10 protein-coding genes are annotated in these 14,540 nt (G+C 70.5%); 7 read left to right on the top strand and 3 right to left on the bottom strand.

Annotated elements, in window-relative coordinates:
- Position 1 precedes the first annotated feature (1 nt).
- The 6 genes from AB0B94_RS26620 (at position 2) to AB0B94_RS26595 (ending at position 8,536) form a co-directional block, all read left to right on the top strand.
- Positions 2-796 carry an ABC transporter ATP-binding protein gene (locus tag AB0B94_RS26620; RefSeq protein WP_238669169.1) on the top strand — a complete coding sequence of 265 codons (795 nt, stop codon included), beginning with the start codon at positions 2-4 and terminating at the stop codon, positions 794-796.
- 38 nt (positions 797-834) lie between these two features.
- On the top strand, positions 835-1,986 hold the full coding sequence (locus AB0B94_RS26615) for a Gfo/Idh/MocA family oxidoreductase (protein WP_357286032.1): 1,152 nt from the start codon (positions 835-837) through the stop codon (positions 1,984-1,986).
- Positions 1,983-3,134, top strand: a complete 1,152-nt coding sequence (locus AB0B94_RS26610; RefSeq protein ID WP_357286027.1) for a dihydrodipicolinate synthase family protein — start codon at positions 1,983-1,985, stop codon at positions 3,132-3,134. The genes AB0B94_RS26615 and AB0B94_RS26610 overlap by 4 nt, the downstream gene beginning before the upstream one ends.
- A complete protein-coding gene (locus AB0B94_RS26605) occupies positions 3,131-3,934 on the top strand; it encodes a sugar phosphate isomerase/epimerase family protein (protein ID WP_357286025.1) in 804 nt (267 codons plus the stop codon). The genes AB0B94_RS26610 and AB0B94_RS26605 overlap by 4 nt, the downstream gene beginning before the upstream one ends.
- A complete protein-coding gene (locus tag AB0B94_RS26600) occupies positions 3,927-5,108 on the top strand; it encodes a hypothetical protein (RefSeq protein WP_357286022.1) in 1,182 nt (393 codons plus the stop codon). Before AB0B94_RS26605 ends, AB0B94_RS26600 begins: the two co-directional genes overlap by 8 nt.
- Before the next feature lie 362 nt (positions 5,109-5,470).
- Entirely contained in the window at positions 5,471-8,536 is a 3,066-nt protein-coding gene (locus AB0B94_RS26595) for a S8 family serine peptidase (RefSeq protein ID WP_357286019.1), read from the top strand.
- Positions 8,537-8,905: 369 nt separating this feature from the next.
- Here the strand turns inward: AB0B94_RS26595 and pyrE are convergent, their stop codons facing one another.
- Both pyrE and AB0B94_RS26585 read right to left on the bottom strand, forming a co-directional pair.
- On the bottom strand, positions 8,906-9,430 hold the full coding sequence (gene pyrE, locus AB0B94_RS26590; RefSeq protein WP_357286015.1) for an orotate phosphoribosyltransferase: 525 nt from the start codon (positions 9,428-9,430) through the stop codon (positions 8,906-8,908).
- An 82-nt stretch (positions 9,431-9,512) separates the two neighbouring features.
- The gene (locus AB0B94_RS26585; protein WP_357286012.1) at positions 9,513-10,157 is read right to left on the bottom strand and encodes an alpha/beta hydrolase; all 645 of its coding nucleotides are present in this window, start codon (positions 10,155-10,157) and stop codon (positions 9,513-9,515) included.
- Positions 10,158-10,352: 195 nt separating this feature from the next.
- Here AB0B94_RS26585 and AB0B94_RS26580 point away from each other — a divergent pair, with 195 nt between their 5' ends.
- Positions 10,353-10,820 carry a nuclear transport factor 2 family protein gene (locus tag AB0B94_RS26580; RefSeq protein WP_357286007.1) on the top strand — a complete coding sequence of 156 codons (468 nt, stop codon included), beginning with the start codon at positions 10,353-10,355 and terminating at the stop codon, positions 10,818-10,820.
- A 125-nt stretch (positions 10,821-10,945) separates the two neighbouring features.
- Here the strand turns inward: AB0B94_RS26580 and AB0B94_RS26575 are convergent, their stop codons facing one another.
- Positions 10,946-14,410, bottom strand: coding sequence for a ThuA domain-containing protein (locus tag AB0B94_RS26575; protein WP_357286004.1), 3,465 nt, complete (start codon positions 14,408-14,410; stop codon positions 10,946-10,948).
- Between the last annotated feature and the right edge of the window lie 130 nt (positions 14,411-14,540).

Here is a 14,540-nt window from a genome sequence, read left to right as displayed (position 1 = left end):
GGTGACCGCCGCGCCGGCAGCCACCGGCACCGCCATCGGGATGTCCGGGTTGACAGTCCGGTTCACCACCCGACGGTCGCAGACCACAGCGTTGGACGACGTGTCGCTGGACATCGAGCCGGGCGAGTTCGTCACTATCGTCGGCCCGTCCGGCTGCGGCAAGTCCACCCTCCTGAAGATCGTCGCGGGGCTGGTCAAGCCGACCAGCGGTGACGTTTCGCTGCTGGAGCGCCCGGTGCGCGGCCCGCAGAAGGAGATCGGCTTCGTCTTCCAGAAGGCCGCCCTGCTGGAGTGGCGCGGTGCCCGAGCCAACATCCTGCTCCAGGCCGAGATGCGCGGCATGGATCGGGCGCAGGCGGCCCGCCGCGCCGACGAGCTGATCGAGATGACCGGCCTGACCGGCTTCGAGAAGGCGTTGCCACACGAGTTGTCCGGCGGCATGCAGCAGCGGGTGGCGCTCTGCCGCGCGCTGCTGCACTCCCCGCCGGTGCTGTTGATGGACGAACCGTTCGGTGCCCTGGACGCACTGACCCGCGAGCAGATGAACGCCGAACTGCACCGGATCTGGCGGGAGACCGGAACCACCGTGGTGCTGGTCACCCACTCCATCGCCGAGGCGGTCTTCCTCGGCACCCGGGTCGTGGTGATGAGTCCCCGGCCCGGCCGGATCATCCGCACCTTCCCGGTCGAGCTGCCGGCGCACCGCGACTACGCGCAGGTGATGTCGGACCCCCGCTTCGACCGGCTCGCCACCGACCTGCGTGGGTTGCTCGGCAGCGCGGCCGCCAACCACTGAGCGCGGATCGGCACCACCAGCACGACGGAAGGAACACCATGACCCGCAGGTCGATCGGCATCATCGTCAACGGCGTGACCGGACGGATGGGCTACCGGCAGCACCTCGTCCGGTCGCTGCTGGCCATCCGCGAATCCGGTGGTGTGGCGTTGGCCGACGGCACCACCATCTGGCCGGAACCGGTCCTGGTCGGGCGCAACGAGACGAAGCTACGGGAGCTCGCCGAGCGGCACGGGCTGACCGACTGGACCACCGACCTGACCTCGGCGCTGGCCCGCGACGACATCGAGATCTACTTCGACGCGCAGGTCACCCAGCAACGGGAGAAGGCGATCCGGCAGGCCATCGAGGCCGGCAAGCACATCTACACGGAGAAGCCGCTCGCCGAGGACACCGCGGCGGCCCTCGACCTGGCCCGGGCGGCGGACGCGGCCGGCGTCCGCACCGGTGTCGTGCAGGACAAGCTCTTCCTGCCCGGTCTGCGCAAGCTCAAGCGGCTCATCGACGGCGGCTTCTTCGGCCGGATCCTCTCGGTGCGCGGCGAGTTCGGGTACTGGGTCTTCGAGGGCGACTGGCAGCCCGCTCAGCGGCCGTCGTGGAACTACCGGACCGAGGACGGCGGCGGCATCGTCGTCGACATGTTCCCGCACTGGCACTACGTGCTGGAGGAGCTGTTCGGCACCGTCACGGCCGTCTCCTGTGTGACCGCCACCCACGTGCCCGAACGGGTCGACGAGGCGGGTCGCCCGTATGCCGCCACTGCCGACGACGCCGCGTACGCCACCTTCGAACTCGACGGCGGCGTGATCGCGCAGATCAACTCCTCCTGGGCGGTGCGGGTGTACCGCGACGAGCTGGTGGAGTTCCAGGTCGACGGCACGGAGGGCAGCGCGATCGCCGGCCTGCGCAACTGCCGGGTGCAGCACCGGGCGGTCACCCCGAAGCCGGTGTGGAACCCGGACCTGCCGGCCACCGAGGACTTCCGCGCCCAGTGGGCCGAGGTGCCCGACAACGAGGAGTTCGACAACGGCTTCAAGGTGCAGTGGGAGGCGTACCTGCGGCACGTCGTGGCCGGTGAGCCGTTCCGGTGGGACTTCCTGGCCGGCGCGCGCGGCGTGCAGCTCGCCGAGCTGGGGCTGCGCTCCGCCCGCGAGGGTGGTCGCGTCGAGGTGCCGGAGCTGCGCTCATGACCGCCGAGGTGGTGCTGCCCGGTGGACGGCGGCACCGGCTCGCCGGGGGTGGCGGCTTCGCCCACCCGGCCGCCCCGGCGACCAGCCGGATCGCGTACGCCGCCGCGCACGTGGTCGCCGATCCGGGCGCCGAGAACGTGCCGGGCGCACCGGCAGCGGTGGACTGGGACACCACCCTCGCCTTCCGGCGGCATCTCTGGTCGTACGGGCTGGGGGTCGCCGAGGCGATGGACACCGCCCAGCGGGGGATGGGGCTGGACTATCCGGCCACCCGGGAGCTGATCCGGCGCAGCGCCGCCGAGGCCCGCGCGGTCGGCGGGCGGATCGTCGCCGGGGTCGGCACCGACCAACTGCCGGTCGGCCCGGCCACAGTGGCGGCGGTCACCGCCGCGTACGCCGAGCAGCTCGACGACGTGCGCGCTGCCGGAGCCCGGCCGGTGCTGATGTGCAGCCGGCACCTGGCCGCCGCCGCGCGTGGCCCGGAGGACTACCTGCGGGTGTACGACGAGCTGCTGAGCGCTGCCGACGAACCGGTGGTGCTGCACTGGTTGGGTCCGATGTTCGACCCGGCGTTGACCGGCTACTGGGGTGCTGCCGACCTGGACCTGGCCGCGGACACGGTGATCGAGCTGATCAAGGCACACCAGTCGGCTGTGGACGGCATCAAGGTGTCGCTGTTGGACGCCGACCGGGAGGTCGCCCTGCGCCGTCGCCTGCCGGCCGGGGTACGCCTCTACACCGGTGACGACTTCCACTACCCGGAGCTGATCCGGGGCGACGAGGTGGGTCACTCCGACGCGCTGCTCGGGGTGTTCGCGGCCATCGCGCCGGCCGCCGCCGCGGCGCTGGCCGCCCTGGACCGGGGGGACCTGACGGCGTACGACGACATCTTCGGGCCCACCGTGCCGCTGGCCCGGCACCTGTTCGCGGCGCCGACCTGGCACTACAAGACGGGGATCGTGTTCCTGGCCTGGTTGGCCGGGCACCAGGACCATTTCACGATGGTCGGTGGCGCGCAGTCCGGCCGCTCCCCGGCACACCTGGCCACTCTGCTCACCCTGGCCGACGCGGCAGGGCTGCTGCCCGACGCCGACCTGGCCGCCGCCCGCGCCCGAGCCTTCTTCACGGTGGCGGGGGTGGAGCAGTGAGCCTCGCGCGGTTCTCGTTCAACCAGGCGACCGCCCAACGCTGGCCGCTGCCCGACGTGGTGGCCGGGTGCGTGGCGGCCGGCGTACCGGGCATCGGCCTGTGGCGGGAGCCGGTGGCCGAGTACGGGTTGGCCCGCTCGGCGAAGCTGGTCCGCGACGCCGGCCTCGCCGTCACGTCGCTGTGCCGGGGCGGGTTCTTCTCCGCCGACGACTGGCGCGCGGAGAACCTGCTGGCCATCGAGGAGGCGGCCGCCCTCGGCGCCCCGGAGCTGGTGCTGGTCTCCGGTGGGCTGCCGGCCGGCAGTCGGGACATCGACGGCGCGCGGCGTCACGTCGCCGACGCGATCGGCGAGCTTGCCCCGCACGCCGAGGCCGCCGGGGTACGGCTGGCCATCGAGCCGCTGCACCCGATGTTCGCCGCCGACCGGTGTGTGATCGCCACCCTGGGCCAGGCGCTGGACATCGCCGAGCGGTTCGACCCGGCGGTGGTCGGCGTGGTGGTCGACGCGTACCACGTCTGGTGGGACGACACGGTGTACGCGCAGATCGCGCGGGCCGCCGCCCGGATCGCCGCGTTCCAGGTCTGCGACTGGGTGACCCCGCTGCCGGAGGGGGTGCTGCTCGGCCGGGCGTTGCCCGGTGACGGCTGCATCGAGCTGCGTCGGCTGCGCGAGGCGGTGGACGCCGCCGGCTACGTCGGCCCGATCGAGGTGGAGGTCTTCTCCGCCGAGGTGTGGGCGCGTCCGGGCGCGGAGGTGCTCGACGCGGCGATCGCCGGCTACCTGCGCCACGTTGCCTGACAGCCCGGAACGGCGGTGGCCGGCGGCGGTCGGCGCCTGGCTGGGCATCGGCACCGCACCCGCCACACTGGTGCTCGGCGCGGCGATGGCCGCCCGACACGGCGGCGCGGTGCCGGTGGCCGGGCTGCTGGTCGGCGGGGCGCTGATGGCGGCCCTGCTCTGGGGGCAGGGCCGGATCGGGCTGCGCCGACCGCTCGGCGACGGCGGGACGTTGACGGCGGTGCTGCCGGCGTACCTGGGGGACACCTCGCGGTTGCTGCTGGCGGCGGTGCTGGCCGTGTCGATGGTCGGTTGGAACGGGTTCAACGTCGGGCTTGGCGGGGCCTCGCTGGCCGCGCTGACCCACCTGCCGGGCTGGACCGGGCCGGCGCTGCTGGAGGTGGCCGTGCTCGCCGTCTCCTGGGGGCCGGCCCGGCTCGGCAACCGGGTCGCTGTGGTCACCACGCTCAGCGCGGTGGTGCTGGTCGGCTGGTGCCTGACGGTGCTTCCACCACCCAGCGCGCCGGTCCGCCTCGCCGGCGGCGGGCTCGCCGACGCCGCCGCGCTGATCGGGTACGCGGCCGTGTTCGCGCTGCGCGCACCCGACTTCAGCGTGGGCCTTTCCCGAAGGCGGGACCTGGCCTGGTGCGTGGGGCTGCTGACCGGGCCGGCGCTACTCGGGGTGCTCGCCGGGGCCGGCCTGTGGCTGCGGACCGGCTCGGCCGACGTGGTCGCGCTGCTCGCCACCGGCACGGGGCTGGCCGGGTACGCGAACCTGTTCGTCGCGGTGGCGGTCTTCGCGGCGGCGCTGACCACCACGTACTCCGGTGCCCTGGCGTTGCGCGGCCTGGCTGCCCGCCTGCCGGCGCGGGCGGCGATGCTGCTCGTCGCGGTGCTCGGCGGGATGCTGGCGGTGGCGCGGTTCGACCGTCTGGTGCTGCCCTGGCTGACTCTGCTGGCCGCCGCGTTGCCGGTGCTGGTGGTGCCGATGGCGGTGGAAGCGGCGGCCCGTCGGCGCGGTCGTGTCCCGCGTACCGTGCCCGCCTGGTGCTGGATGCCGCCGGCGCTGCTCGCGGTCGCCTGCACGCTGGCCGGGGTGGGTGTCGCCCCGCTGCTCGGGCTGGCCGTCGCCGGAGCGCTCACCGTGCTCTGGCGGTTTCGGCCTCCGACACGGCGGCGTTCAACGCGCTGGTAGCCCGCGACGCCCCCGGCGGCGATGCCCCGCCCGCATGGGCGGCGGTTCGGTTCGAGGCCACCCTCACCACGCCTGGGCGGCCGTCAGGTGACAGGGCATGGGTGTCGCTCGATCCCACCTCGGCGGGGTCGGCGTCGCGCCGCTGCCCGGGCTGGCCTTGGCCGGGGTGTACGCCCTGCTCTGGCACCGTCTGGAAAAAGTGATCTAGGCGCGGCCGGCAGAACGTGATCTTATACGCACCGGCGATCCGTAACACCGTGCAAACCATCGATTAACCATCGGCGGCTTAGGTGGGGGAGCGCTCCCATGGGCGGGTCGCGATCGATCAAAAGCTCCACAAGGGAGCAACCGAAAGGAGTCTCGTGGCTACAGGCACGAGCGGAAACAGGCTGCGGGGACTGGCGATACCTACGCTTGTCGTCGCCCTGATCACCGGTACCACCGGTGTCGCGGGAACGGCGTCGGCGGCACCCACGGGGTCGTCGGGCAACGGCGCCGGCTACTTCACCGCCGGGTCGGACCGGAAGGTCACCCTGACCGACGGGGCCGACCGTCGACCCGGCGGCAACCGTGCGGGCACGCCGAAGGCAGCCGTCGACGAGACCGGCTCCGGCATGTACGTCGTCGAACTGGCCGAAGACCCGTTGACCACGTACACCGGTGGGGTGTCCGGTCTGGCCCGGACCCGCCCGGCGGCGGGTAACCGGCTGGACGTGACGTCGACGCCGTCGCGGGCGTACCGCCGGCACCTCGACACGCAGCGGGGCGCCGTCGCCGCCGCGGCCGGGGTCACTGTCAACGCCGTCTACACCACCGCCTTCAACGGGTTCTCGGCGAAGCTGACCGCCCAGCAGGTGGGCGCGTTGCGGGCGGACAAGCGCGTTCGCGCCGTCACCGCCTCGCGGGCCCTCGGCACCCCCTCGGCGCCGCCCACCGCTACCGAGGCGACCGCCGCCAACCCGACGCCCGCCACCCCCGGTGACGCGGACCAGTCGGCGCCCACGGACCGCTCCGGCCGGCCGGCCAAGCCCGGCCCCGGCACGGGCGCGGGCATGGTGATCGGCGTCCTGGACACCGGCATCTGGCCGGAGAGCGCGTCGTTCGCCAAGAAGATGCCCGCTCCCGCGAACTGGCACGGCACCTGCCAGACCGGTGTGGCCTTCGTGGCCGAGCACTGCAACGGCAAGATCGTCGGTGCCCGGTACTTCGCCGACTCGTGGCTCGCCGGCGGCGGTTCGGTGCCCGAGGGTGAGTTCCTGTCCCCCCGTGACGCATCCGGGCACGGCACCCACACCGCCTCCACGGCGGCCGGTCTGCCGATCCCGAACGTCACCATCGACGGTCGTCGCTTCGGTCCTGTCTCCGGGGTGGCACCGGACGCTCAGATCGCCGTCTACAAGGTGCTCTGGGGTGGCATGGGCTACGACGCCGACATCATCGCCGGCATCGACGCGGCCGTCGCCGACGGCGTGCAGGTGCTGAACTTCTCGATCGGCTCGCAGCTCGGCGACTGGGAGGCCAACACCCCCATCGGCATCGCCTTCCTCAACGCCACCCTGTCCGGGGTGTTCGTGGCGGCGTCGGCCGGCAACACCGGCATCGTGAGTGGAGCCATCAGCAACGCGGCGCCCTGGGTGACCACTGTCGGCGCGGCGGTGACCAAGCTCGACGAGGCCACCGCCAAGCTGGGCGACGGCACGAAGCTGGTCGGCGGCTCGCTGGACGCCCTGCCCGGCGGTGGCGCACTGCCGCTGGTCTTCGGTGAACAGGCCGGTTCGCCGGATCTGGGCGCTGTCTACTGCGAGCCCGGCAGCCTCGACCCCGCCAAGATCAAGGGCAAGGTGGTCGCCTGCGCGCTGTCCGACATGTTCGGCTCCGCCGCGGAGATCAAGGCCAAGGGCGGGGCGGCGATGATGGTGTTCGACCCGGTCGGCAACTACCGGATCAACTCCATCTTCAACTTCCCGGTGGTCTACCTGCCGACCGAGAAGCAGGCCGGCACGCTGTTCAACTACCTGATGCGCCACCCCACCGACGCCACCGTCTCGTTGCGCACCGGTGGTGACGGCTCCAGCGTCCCGGGCATACCGAGCGTGGCGGACTTCTCCTCCACCGGCCCGGACAAGGTGACCCTCGGCGTCTTCAAGCCGGACCTGGTCGCGCCCGGGTCGAACATCATCGCCGCGGTCTCACCGGTGGGCAACTTCGGGCGACAGTACGACGCGTACTCCGGCACCTCGATGGCCTCGCCGTACGTGGCCGGGGCGGCGGCGGTCCTGCGCGCCGCACACCCGGACTGGTCACCCGGCGCGGTCGCCTCCGCGCTGCGCACCACAGCCACCGACACCGTCGGCACCAGCAGCCCCCTGGAGCAGGGCAGCGGCTTCATCAATCTGCCCCGGGCCAGCGACCCGGGACTGGTCATCGAGCCCACGGCCGCCGAGCTGATCGAGTTCGGCCAGACGACCGAACCCGACGGCAAGGCACTCAACCTGCCGGCCATCTCGTTGCGCGAGTACGACGGGACCCGGCCGGTGACCATCACCCGCACCCTGACCAATGTGGGCAAGGCGCGCGAGACCTACCGTTCGTCGGTGTCCGGCCTGCCCGGCATGAAGGTCACCGTGTCGCCGGCATCGGTGACCCTGGCGCCCGGGAAGTCCGCGACGGTCACCATCACGCTGCGTCGGGGCAGCGCGCCCTGGGACCGGTACGTGACCGGGTCGATCACCTGGCAGGGTAAGGCGCACAGCGCCCGGATCCCGGTCGCCGCCCGCCCGTGGGGCATCTCGGCCCGGCCGTACGCGGACGACGGGGAGGAGTTCGCCCGGATGAGCAACGGCGCCTTCGGCATGGTCCAGCCGGGCTTCACCGGCCCGCTCGCCGGTCGCAGCACCGGTTACACCCCGATGCGGCGCACGTCGTACTCGATGCCGGCCGGCGTCTACGGGGGCGTGTTCGACCCGAGCGCCACGGGAGTGAAGAAGGTCGACTTCACGGTGCCGGCGAACACCGCCGGCATTGTCGTCGAGGCCAACACCGCTGATCCGAACACGAACCTCGACCTGTACCTGTACAAGGGCGACACCCTCGTCTACAGCAGTGACAGGTATTGGACCAGCGCCGAGCAGGCGTACAAGTTCCTGCCCGAGCCGGGGCGCTACACCGCATACGTGTTCGCACAGTACCCCGGTGGTCCCGTCGTCGACTTCGAGCTGGGCCACGCCATCATCGGCCGCAACGCCACGTATTCGGGTGCCACCCTCACGCTGCCCTCCACCTCGGAGCGCGGTCAGGGCTTCAACTTCACGCTGAAGCCGAACAAGCCGCTGGCAGAGGGTGACTTCTGGGCGTACACCGAATACCGCACCAACGGCACTGTGGTTCCCGGCAACCTCGTCTACACCCAACAGAGTTCCTGGCAGTAACCGTTCAGCCGGGTGTGGGGCGGCACCGATGTGCACCGCCCCACACCCGGCACCACCGGTCGGGTGGTGACGCCGGCCGGCCGGCACGGCCGCGGACGAGCCAAGCTCTATCGCCGTGCCCGCTCACGTCGCCCAGCCTGATACCTTCTGGCCCGCCTTGGATAACGCTCCTATTCGCCCCAGTCGAGTTGATGACCGGGTACGCCGACCGTCCGGCCGTATTCCACGGCGTAGTGAAGGTACGCGTACGTCGACGCCAACGCGCAGGCTCTCGGTCAGTAGTCGTCCACGTAACATCAACCGACCGTCTCATAGCGACGACGTCACGAGAGCAGTTCTCATGCCGCTGGTCGAGCGGCGTCGAAGCTGTCAAGTGATCAAGGAAGCTTCGAGGTCGCTGCGGGTGAGGGCGGCACGGAGTTGTAGCGCGTCAGCGGCCAGGTTCTCACGACCCCCCTGCTCGCGGTCGATGGCGCAGACCACTGTCTCCACCTGGGCCCCGATGGACCGTAGCTGCGCGCACGATGCCAGTAGCGCGCCTCCCGTGGTTACGACGTCCTCGATCAGCACGACACGCCGCCCGTTCACCGGACCGCCCTCGGCGGCCTTGTTGGTGCCGTACTCCTTGGCGTGCTTCCGCACGAAGACTGTGGGCAGCCCCGTCAGCTGTGACATCACCGTGGCGAGTGGGATGCCGCCCATCTCCATTCCCGCCAGCACGTCGCACTCCGGCAGCATGGCCACCATCGCCTCGGCGACCTCGCGCAACAGATCCGGCTGCCCTTCGAACAGGTACTTGTCAAAGTACTCCTCGCTGACCTGCCCGGACCGTAGATGGAATCGTCCGGTGAGGTGGCAGGTGTCGTAGACGCGGCGCGCGAGCGGGTAGGTCATCTGCTCAGCCTCGCATCTCGCCCGGATCAACGAATCGTGCCCGTAGCCGGAGGTGCGGATCGTGACGGCCGTGGTCCCGCCCTCAGGACAGCGGGTACGCGGTGAGGCGGTCGGCGAGTTGCTTCGGGTGGCTGAGCGCAACCGTGTGGCCGCCGTCGATCTCGTCCGGGACGACGCCGAGCCGGTCGGCGGCAACCTGCCGCTGAAAGTCCGCCGGGAAGAACTGGTCCTCGCGGGCGAGGAGCACCGTCGTCGGCACGTTCGGCCAGGCGTCCAGGGGCCACGGCTCGTCGCCCTCCGCGCTGACCTGCTCCCGGTTGTGCGCCGCTGCCGCCGCGACAATCTCGGCCGGGACACCGTTGTAGAACTGCTGCTCCTCACTGAGCCCTTCGGCGCTGCGGTAACCGGTGTTCGCCCACCAGTCACCGGGTCGCTCACCGGGCATGGGGATCATCGGTGTGAGCAGGACGATCCGCCGCACCGGCAGCTTGTCGGCAATCAGCGGCGCGGTGAACGCGCCGTACGAGTGCCCGACGACCACGAGGTCGCTCCGGTCGCCGATCGCGTCGACGACCGTCCGGCAGAACTCGGCGAACCCCGCGGAGCTGTCCTCGATCGGCAGCTCCGGTACCACAACGTCGTGGCCGCGGTCGGTCAGCTCGGGGACAAGGAGATGCCAGTCCCAGGCGCTGCCCCCACCGCCGTGGATCAGAACGAAAGTCGCCATACCGCGAAGCCTCACATACGGGTACGACACCCGCCTGCGTCGATGACGATGCACTGGATACGGACGACGAGAGCGCTTCAGGTCAGTCGAATCGAGCTGAGGTCAGTAGGGTGCCGTCGATGGGGCACCGGCCACCCCGAAGGTAGTCCTCGGCGTGGCTCAGGTGACATCTACCGATTGCGAAGGAAGCCCGGCATGAGCAGCCCACGCGAAACTTTCCTCCGACTGGTGACCGGTGTTTGCGACGGTCCGTACGAGGAGCTGGCCGACCTGTACGCCGAACAGACCCATGTCACGCATCCGTTCCACCCGCTCAACCCGCCGCCGCTGCATAGCCGCAACGACCTGCACGAGCACTTCACCGCGCCGCCTCCGGTCGCCCGGACGCTGATCCGTAAGCCAATTGACGTGATAATTCACGAGACTGCGGACCCCGAGGTGATTGTCGCCGAGTTCGCCTATCAGGGGCGGGTAGCCGAGACAGGTGAGGCATTCACGGTGCCCTGCGTCTTCGTGATGCGTATCCGCAATGGGCTCATCATCGAGTCCAGAGATTACATCGACCCCATCGCCAGCGCGCGGGCCTGGGGTCAACTCGACAGCCTCCTGACCGCACTGCGTCCGCAAGGAAGCACCTCCATCGATGGCGCAGCCCGACCCTGATTCGTGCCCGAGACCATGCGCACGCATCCGCCGCGGCGAGGGCGTTGGTGCGTGCCGCGGCGGAGTTCCGGCCGTTCGCCGCGAGCGCCGGCGGGCGGGACGCTCCCGCCCGCCGACGACCGGGGTCAGCTGACCGTGATGGTCAGGTTGAGCGAGCGGGTCTCCCCGCTGGTGTAGGTGACAGTCACCCGGGCGGTGAAGGTCCCCTTGCGGGCATAGGCATGGGTGGTCGACCGCAGTGTCGGCCCGTGTGTGATGGCGCTGTTGTCGCCGAAGTCCCACGCGTAGTCGGTGATGCTCTGCCCGGACGGCGCCGCCGCCGTGGCGGTGAGCGTGGTGGTCAGCGGTGCGGTGCCGCCGGTCGGGTTGGCGGCCAGGGAGAGCGTCCCGCCCGGCTCCTGTTTGACCCCGGCGCCGTTGAACCGCAGCCAGTCCAGCGCGAGCAGGTCCGGGGTGCCATTGACCTGGGCGGCGTTGACGAACTTCGCGTACAGGGTGGTCGTGCCGGTGGGCTTGTTGGACAGCGTGACGGTGGGCGAGACCAGGTTGTCCCATCCGCCGGTGGAGCCGATGGTGGCAGTGCCGATCAGCGTGCCGGTGGGCGAGCCGGTGCGCAGTTCGATGGTGCCGCCGAGCCCGCCGTTGGTCACCCCGAGCGTCACCGAGCCGACGTTGCGCAGGTCCGCCGGCCCGAACGCCACCCAGTCGTTGTGGTCGACCTCGCCGAGCCGCTTGCCGGCGCGGGCGGTGGCCCGCTCGTTGACAGTGACGCCGGACTGGGCGCTGAAGTGCTCGGCCTCCTTGCTCTTGGGCTGCAACTGCACGCGGGTCGAGCCGGTCAGCGCCGGTACGCCGCCGGCCGCGCCACCGTCGGTGTACTGGGCGGTGATCAGCGTGTAGAGGTTCTGCCCCGGCCCGTGGCCGTCATCGGCGTCCGCCTCGGTGGCGAGCAGCCCCGAGCAGCCGGTGTAGACGTCCAGCGGGTGGGCGTGCGAGTCGTGGCCCAGCTGCGTCTGCACTGTCACCTTTGCGCAGTCGATGCTGGTCTCCTCCGGGTCGGTGACCGTCACCGTGTACGGGATCTTGTCACCGAAGTCGAAGAACCCGCCGTCGGGCACGCTGATGGTCACCGTCGGTCGGGTGTTGCCGACCACCACGTCGGTGACGGCGGTGGCGGTCAACCCGTTGCCGCTGTTGCGCACGGTCAGCCGGGCGGTGTGCTTCCCGGCCGTCGAGTAGGTGAAGCTCGGGTTGGCGGCGGTGGAGTCGGTGCTGCCGTCGTTGGTGAAGTCCCAGGCGTAACTGAGCGCCGACCCGTCACCGGCGGACGACCCGGCCGAGGAGAACGTGACAGCCAGCGGCGTACGTCCGCTGTCCGGGGTGGCGGCGATCTTCGCGGTCGGTGGCCGCCCGTTGGCGACGTAGTCGATCCGGTAGATGCCCGCGCCGGCGTTGCTGCCGCCGCGACCGCTGCCGGTGCCCTCGCCGAAGTCGATGACGTAGAGCGAACCGTCCGGGCCGAACTCCGCCTCGAAGGGCTGGATCCAGCTCATGTTGTCGAAGATCCCGTTGATCGACTGAAGGTCACCCACTGCGGTCGGGCCGAAGCGCGCGTTGCTGAAGGTCTGCGCCGTCTTGTGGATCGAGAGTGTCTTGAACCACCTGCGGGTCAGCTCGTAGGTGATCCACTTGCCCTCGAAGTACTCGGGGAACTTCGTGGTGCGGGTGTTGGCCGGGTCGTAGTCGTAGACCGGGCCGCTCATCGGCCCGCCACCGCCGGTGCCCAGCTCGGGGAACTGGGTGGAGGCCGAGTACGCGTACCAGACCAGCGCGGACTTCGCCGCCGGCAGGGTGGTCAGGCCGGTGTTGTTGGGTGAGTTGTTCACCGGTGCCGCGCAGTTGAACTTCGCCCCCGCGGTGTTGGTGGCGAAGTTGTAGTCGTTGAACGGGATGTTGTTGCCCACGCAGTACGGCCATCCGAAGTTGCCGGCACCGGTGATCCGGTTGAACTCCACAGTCCCCTCCGGACCACGGTTGGGGTCGGCGGCGCGGGCGTCCGGACCGTAGTCGGCCACCAGCACCGCGTTGGTCTGCGGTTCGATGGTGATCCGGAACGGGTTGCGCATGCCCATCGCGTAGATCTCCGGCCGGGTCCTCGCGGTGCCGGCCGGGAAGAGGTTGCCGCTGGGCACTGTGTACGTACCGTCGGATTGTGGGGTGATCCGCAGGATCTTGCCGCGCAGGTCGTTGGTGTTGCCGGCGGTGCCCTGGGCGTCCCAGGCGGCGCGGCCGGCGCGTTCGTCGACAGGGGTGTAGCCGCTGGAGGCGAACGGGTCGGTGTTGTCACCGATAGCCGCGTAGAGCCGTCCGGTGGCGTCCATGGCCAGCGACCCGCCCATGTGCGAGTTGGCCCGACCCTCACCCCGGTAGGTGGGGATGGTCAGCAGGCGTTTCTCCGAGGAGAGCGCGACGCTGTTGTTGGCGACGGTGAACCGGGACAGGTTGAGCTGTTTGAGAGTCTTGTCCGACCAGAGCAGGTAGATCCAGCCGTTGCTGGCGAAGTTGCGGTCCAGGGTCATCCCGAGCAGACCGTCGGACTGGTCGGTCATCGCCGAGGTGTACGCGAAGTCCAGCAGTGTGGTGACCTGGAGGGTGTCGGAGTTGACCACCTTCAGCGCACCGGTGCGTTGGATGTAGTAGACCTTCCGGTCCGGGCCGACGGCCAGCTCGAAGGGGTCGGCCAGGTTCTCGGTGACCAGCCCCACCCGTTCGAAGTTGCTGGTCCTGGTGGCCGAGCAGTCACCGGCGACCGCGCCGGCCGCCCACTCGATGCCGTAGCGCAGATGCTCCAGGAACGTCGGGCTGCTGAACTGGGAGCTGGCGTGCCCGCCGGCGGTGAACCAGGACCGCCCGCCGTCGTAACGCTGACACCAGGAGTACGCGTGGTCGACGCCCTCGTCCAGGCCGTTGATCCCGTCGCGCACCTTGATCTGGGCGAGGGTGTGCACGTTGCCGGTCGGGTTGGTCCGCCAGTTGTACCACTCCTCGCTCTGCTCCCAGAGCTCCGGCAGGTTGCGCGTCGAGGGGTGAGCCCGGTCGAGCACCTTGACCCGGCCGGGGAAGGTGCCGCCGGTGGACGAGAAGTCGGGGTGGTAGTCGAAGATCGTGCCGACCAGGCCCTCGTACCACTGCCAGTCGCGTTCGCTGGCCGAGGCGGCGTGCAGACCGGCCCAGCCGCCGCCGTTGCGGATGAACGTCTGCAACGCGGCCCGCTGGCTGGTGTTGAGCAGGTCGCCCGAGGTCGGGAGGCTGTTGGTGTTGTTGAAGACCAGAGCGTCGAAGGTGGCGAGGTTGGCGTCGGTGAAGGCCGTCGCGTCGGTGGTGGCGACTACCTCGAAGTTGTGGGCGGCGCCGAGCTGCTGGATCGCGGCGATGCCGGCCGGGATCGAGTCGTGGTAGAAGTTGGTGATCTTGGAGAAGACCAGCACCCGGAAGCGTGGGGCGGCCTCGGCGGGCAGGGCGGTGGTGGTGCTCACCACTGTGGCGACGGCGAGCAGGATCAGGCAGAACGCACGGAGGTGTCGGGGCATGGGGGCGCTCCCTGTCGGACGGTGAGGGGTCGGAAAGCGCTTTCTCGCTGCCCGCATCACGGTACTGACAGCCAACGATGACCGTCAATAGAGTTCAGGTAAGCGGTTTCCCGCCCCGGTGGTGTCCGCG

The organism is Micromonospora sp. NPDC048986, assembly GCF_040649335.1.
Classification (GTDB): Bacteria; Actinomycetota; Actinomycetes; order Mycobacteriales; family Micromonosporaceae; genus Micromonospora; species Micromonospora alfalfae.
The sequence above is the reverse complement of the archived record's forward strand: the minus strand, read 5'-3'. Positions and strand labels throughout refer to the sequence as shown.

Coding starts and splice junctions, on each gene's coding strand:
- AB0B94_RS26580 (WP_357286007.1), top strand. CDS start 10,353: ATGAGCAGCCCACGCGAAACTTTCCTCCGACTGGTGACCGGTGTTTGC.
- AB0B94_RS26585 (WP_357286012.1), bottom strand. CDS start 10,157: ATGGCGACTTTCGTTCTGATCCACGGCGGTGGGGGCAGCGCCTGGGAC.
- pyrE (WP_357286015.1), bottom strand. CDS start 9,430: ATGACCTACCCGCTCGCGCGCCGCGTCTACGACACCTGCCACCTCACC.
- AB0B94_RS26575 (WP_357286004.1), bottom strand. CDS start 14,410: ATGCCCCGACACCTCCGTGCGTTCTGCCTGATCCTGCTCGCCGTCGCC.
- AB0B94_RS26615 (WP_357286032.1), top strand. CDS start 835: ATGACCCGCAGGTCGATCGGCATCATCGTCAACGGCGTGACCGGACGG.
- AB0B94_RS26610 (WP_357286027.1), top strand. CDS start 1,983: ATGACCGCCGAGGTGGTGCTGCCCGGTGGACGGCGGCACCGGCTCGCC.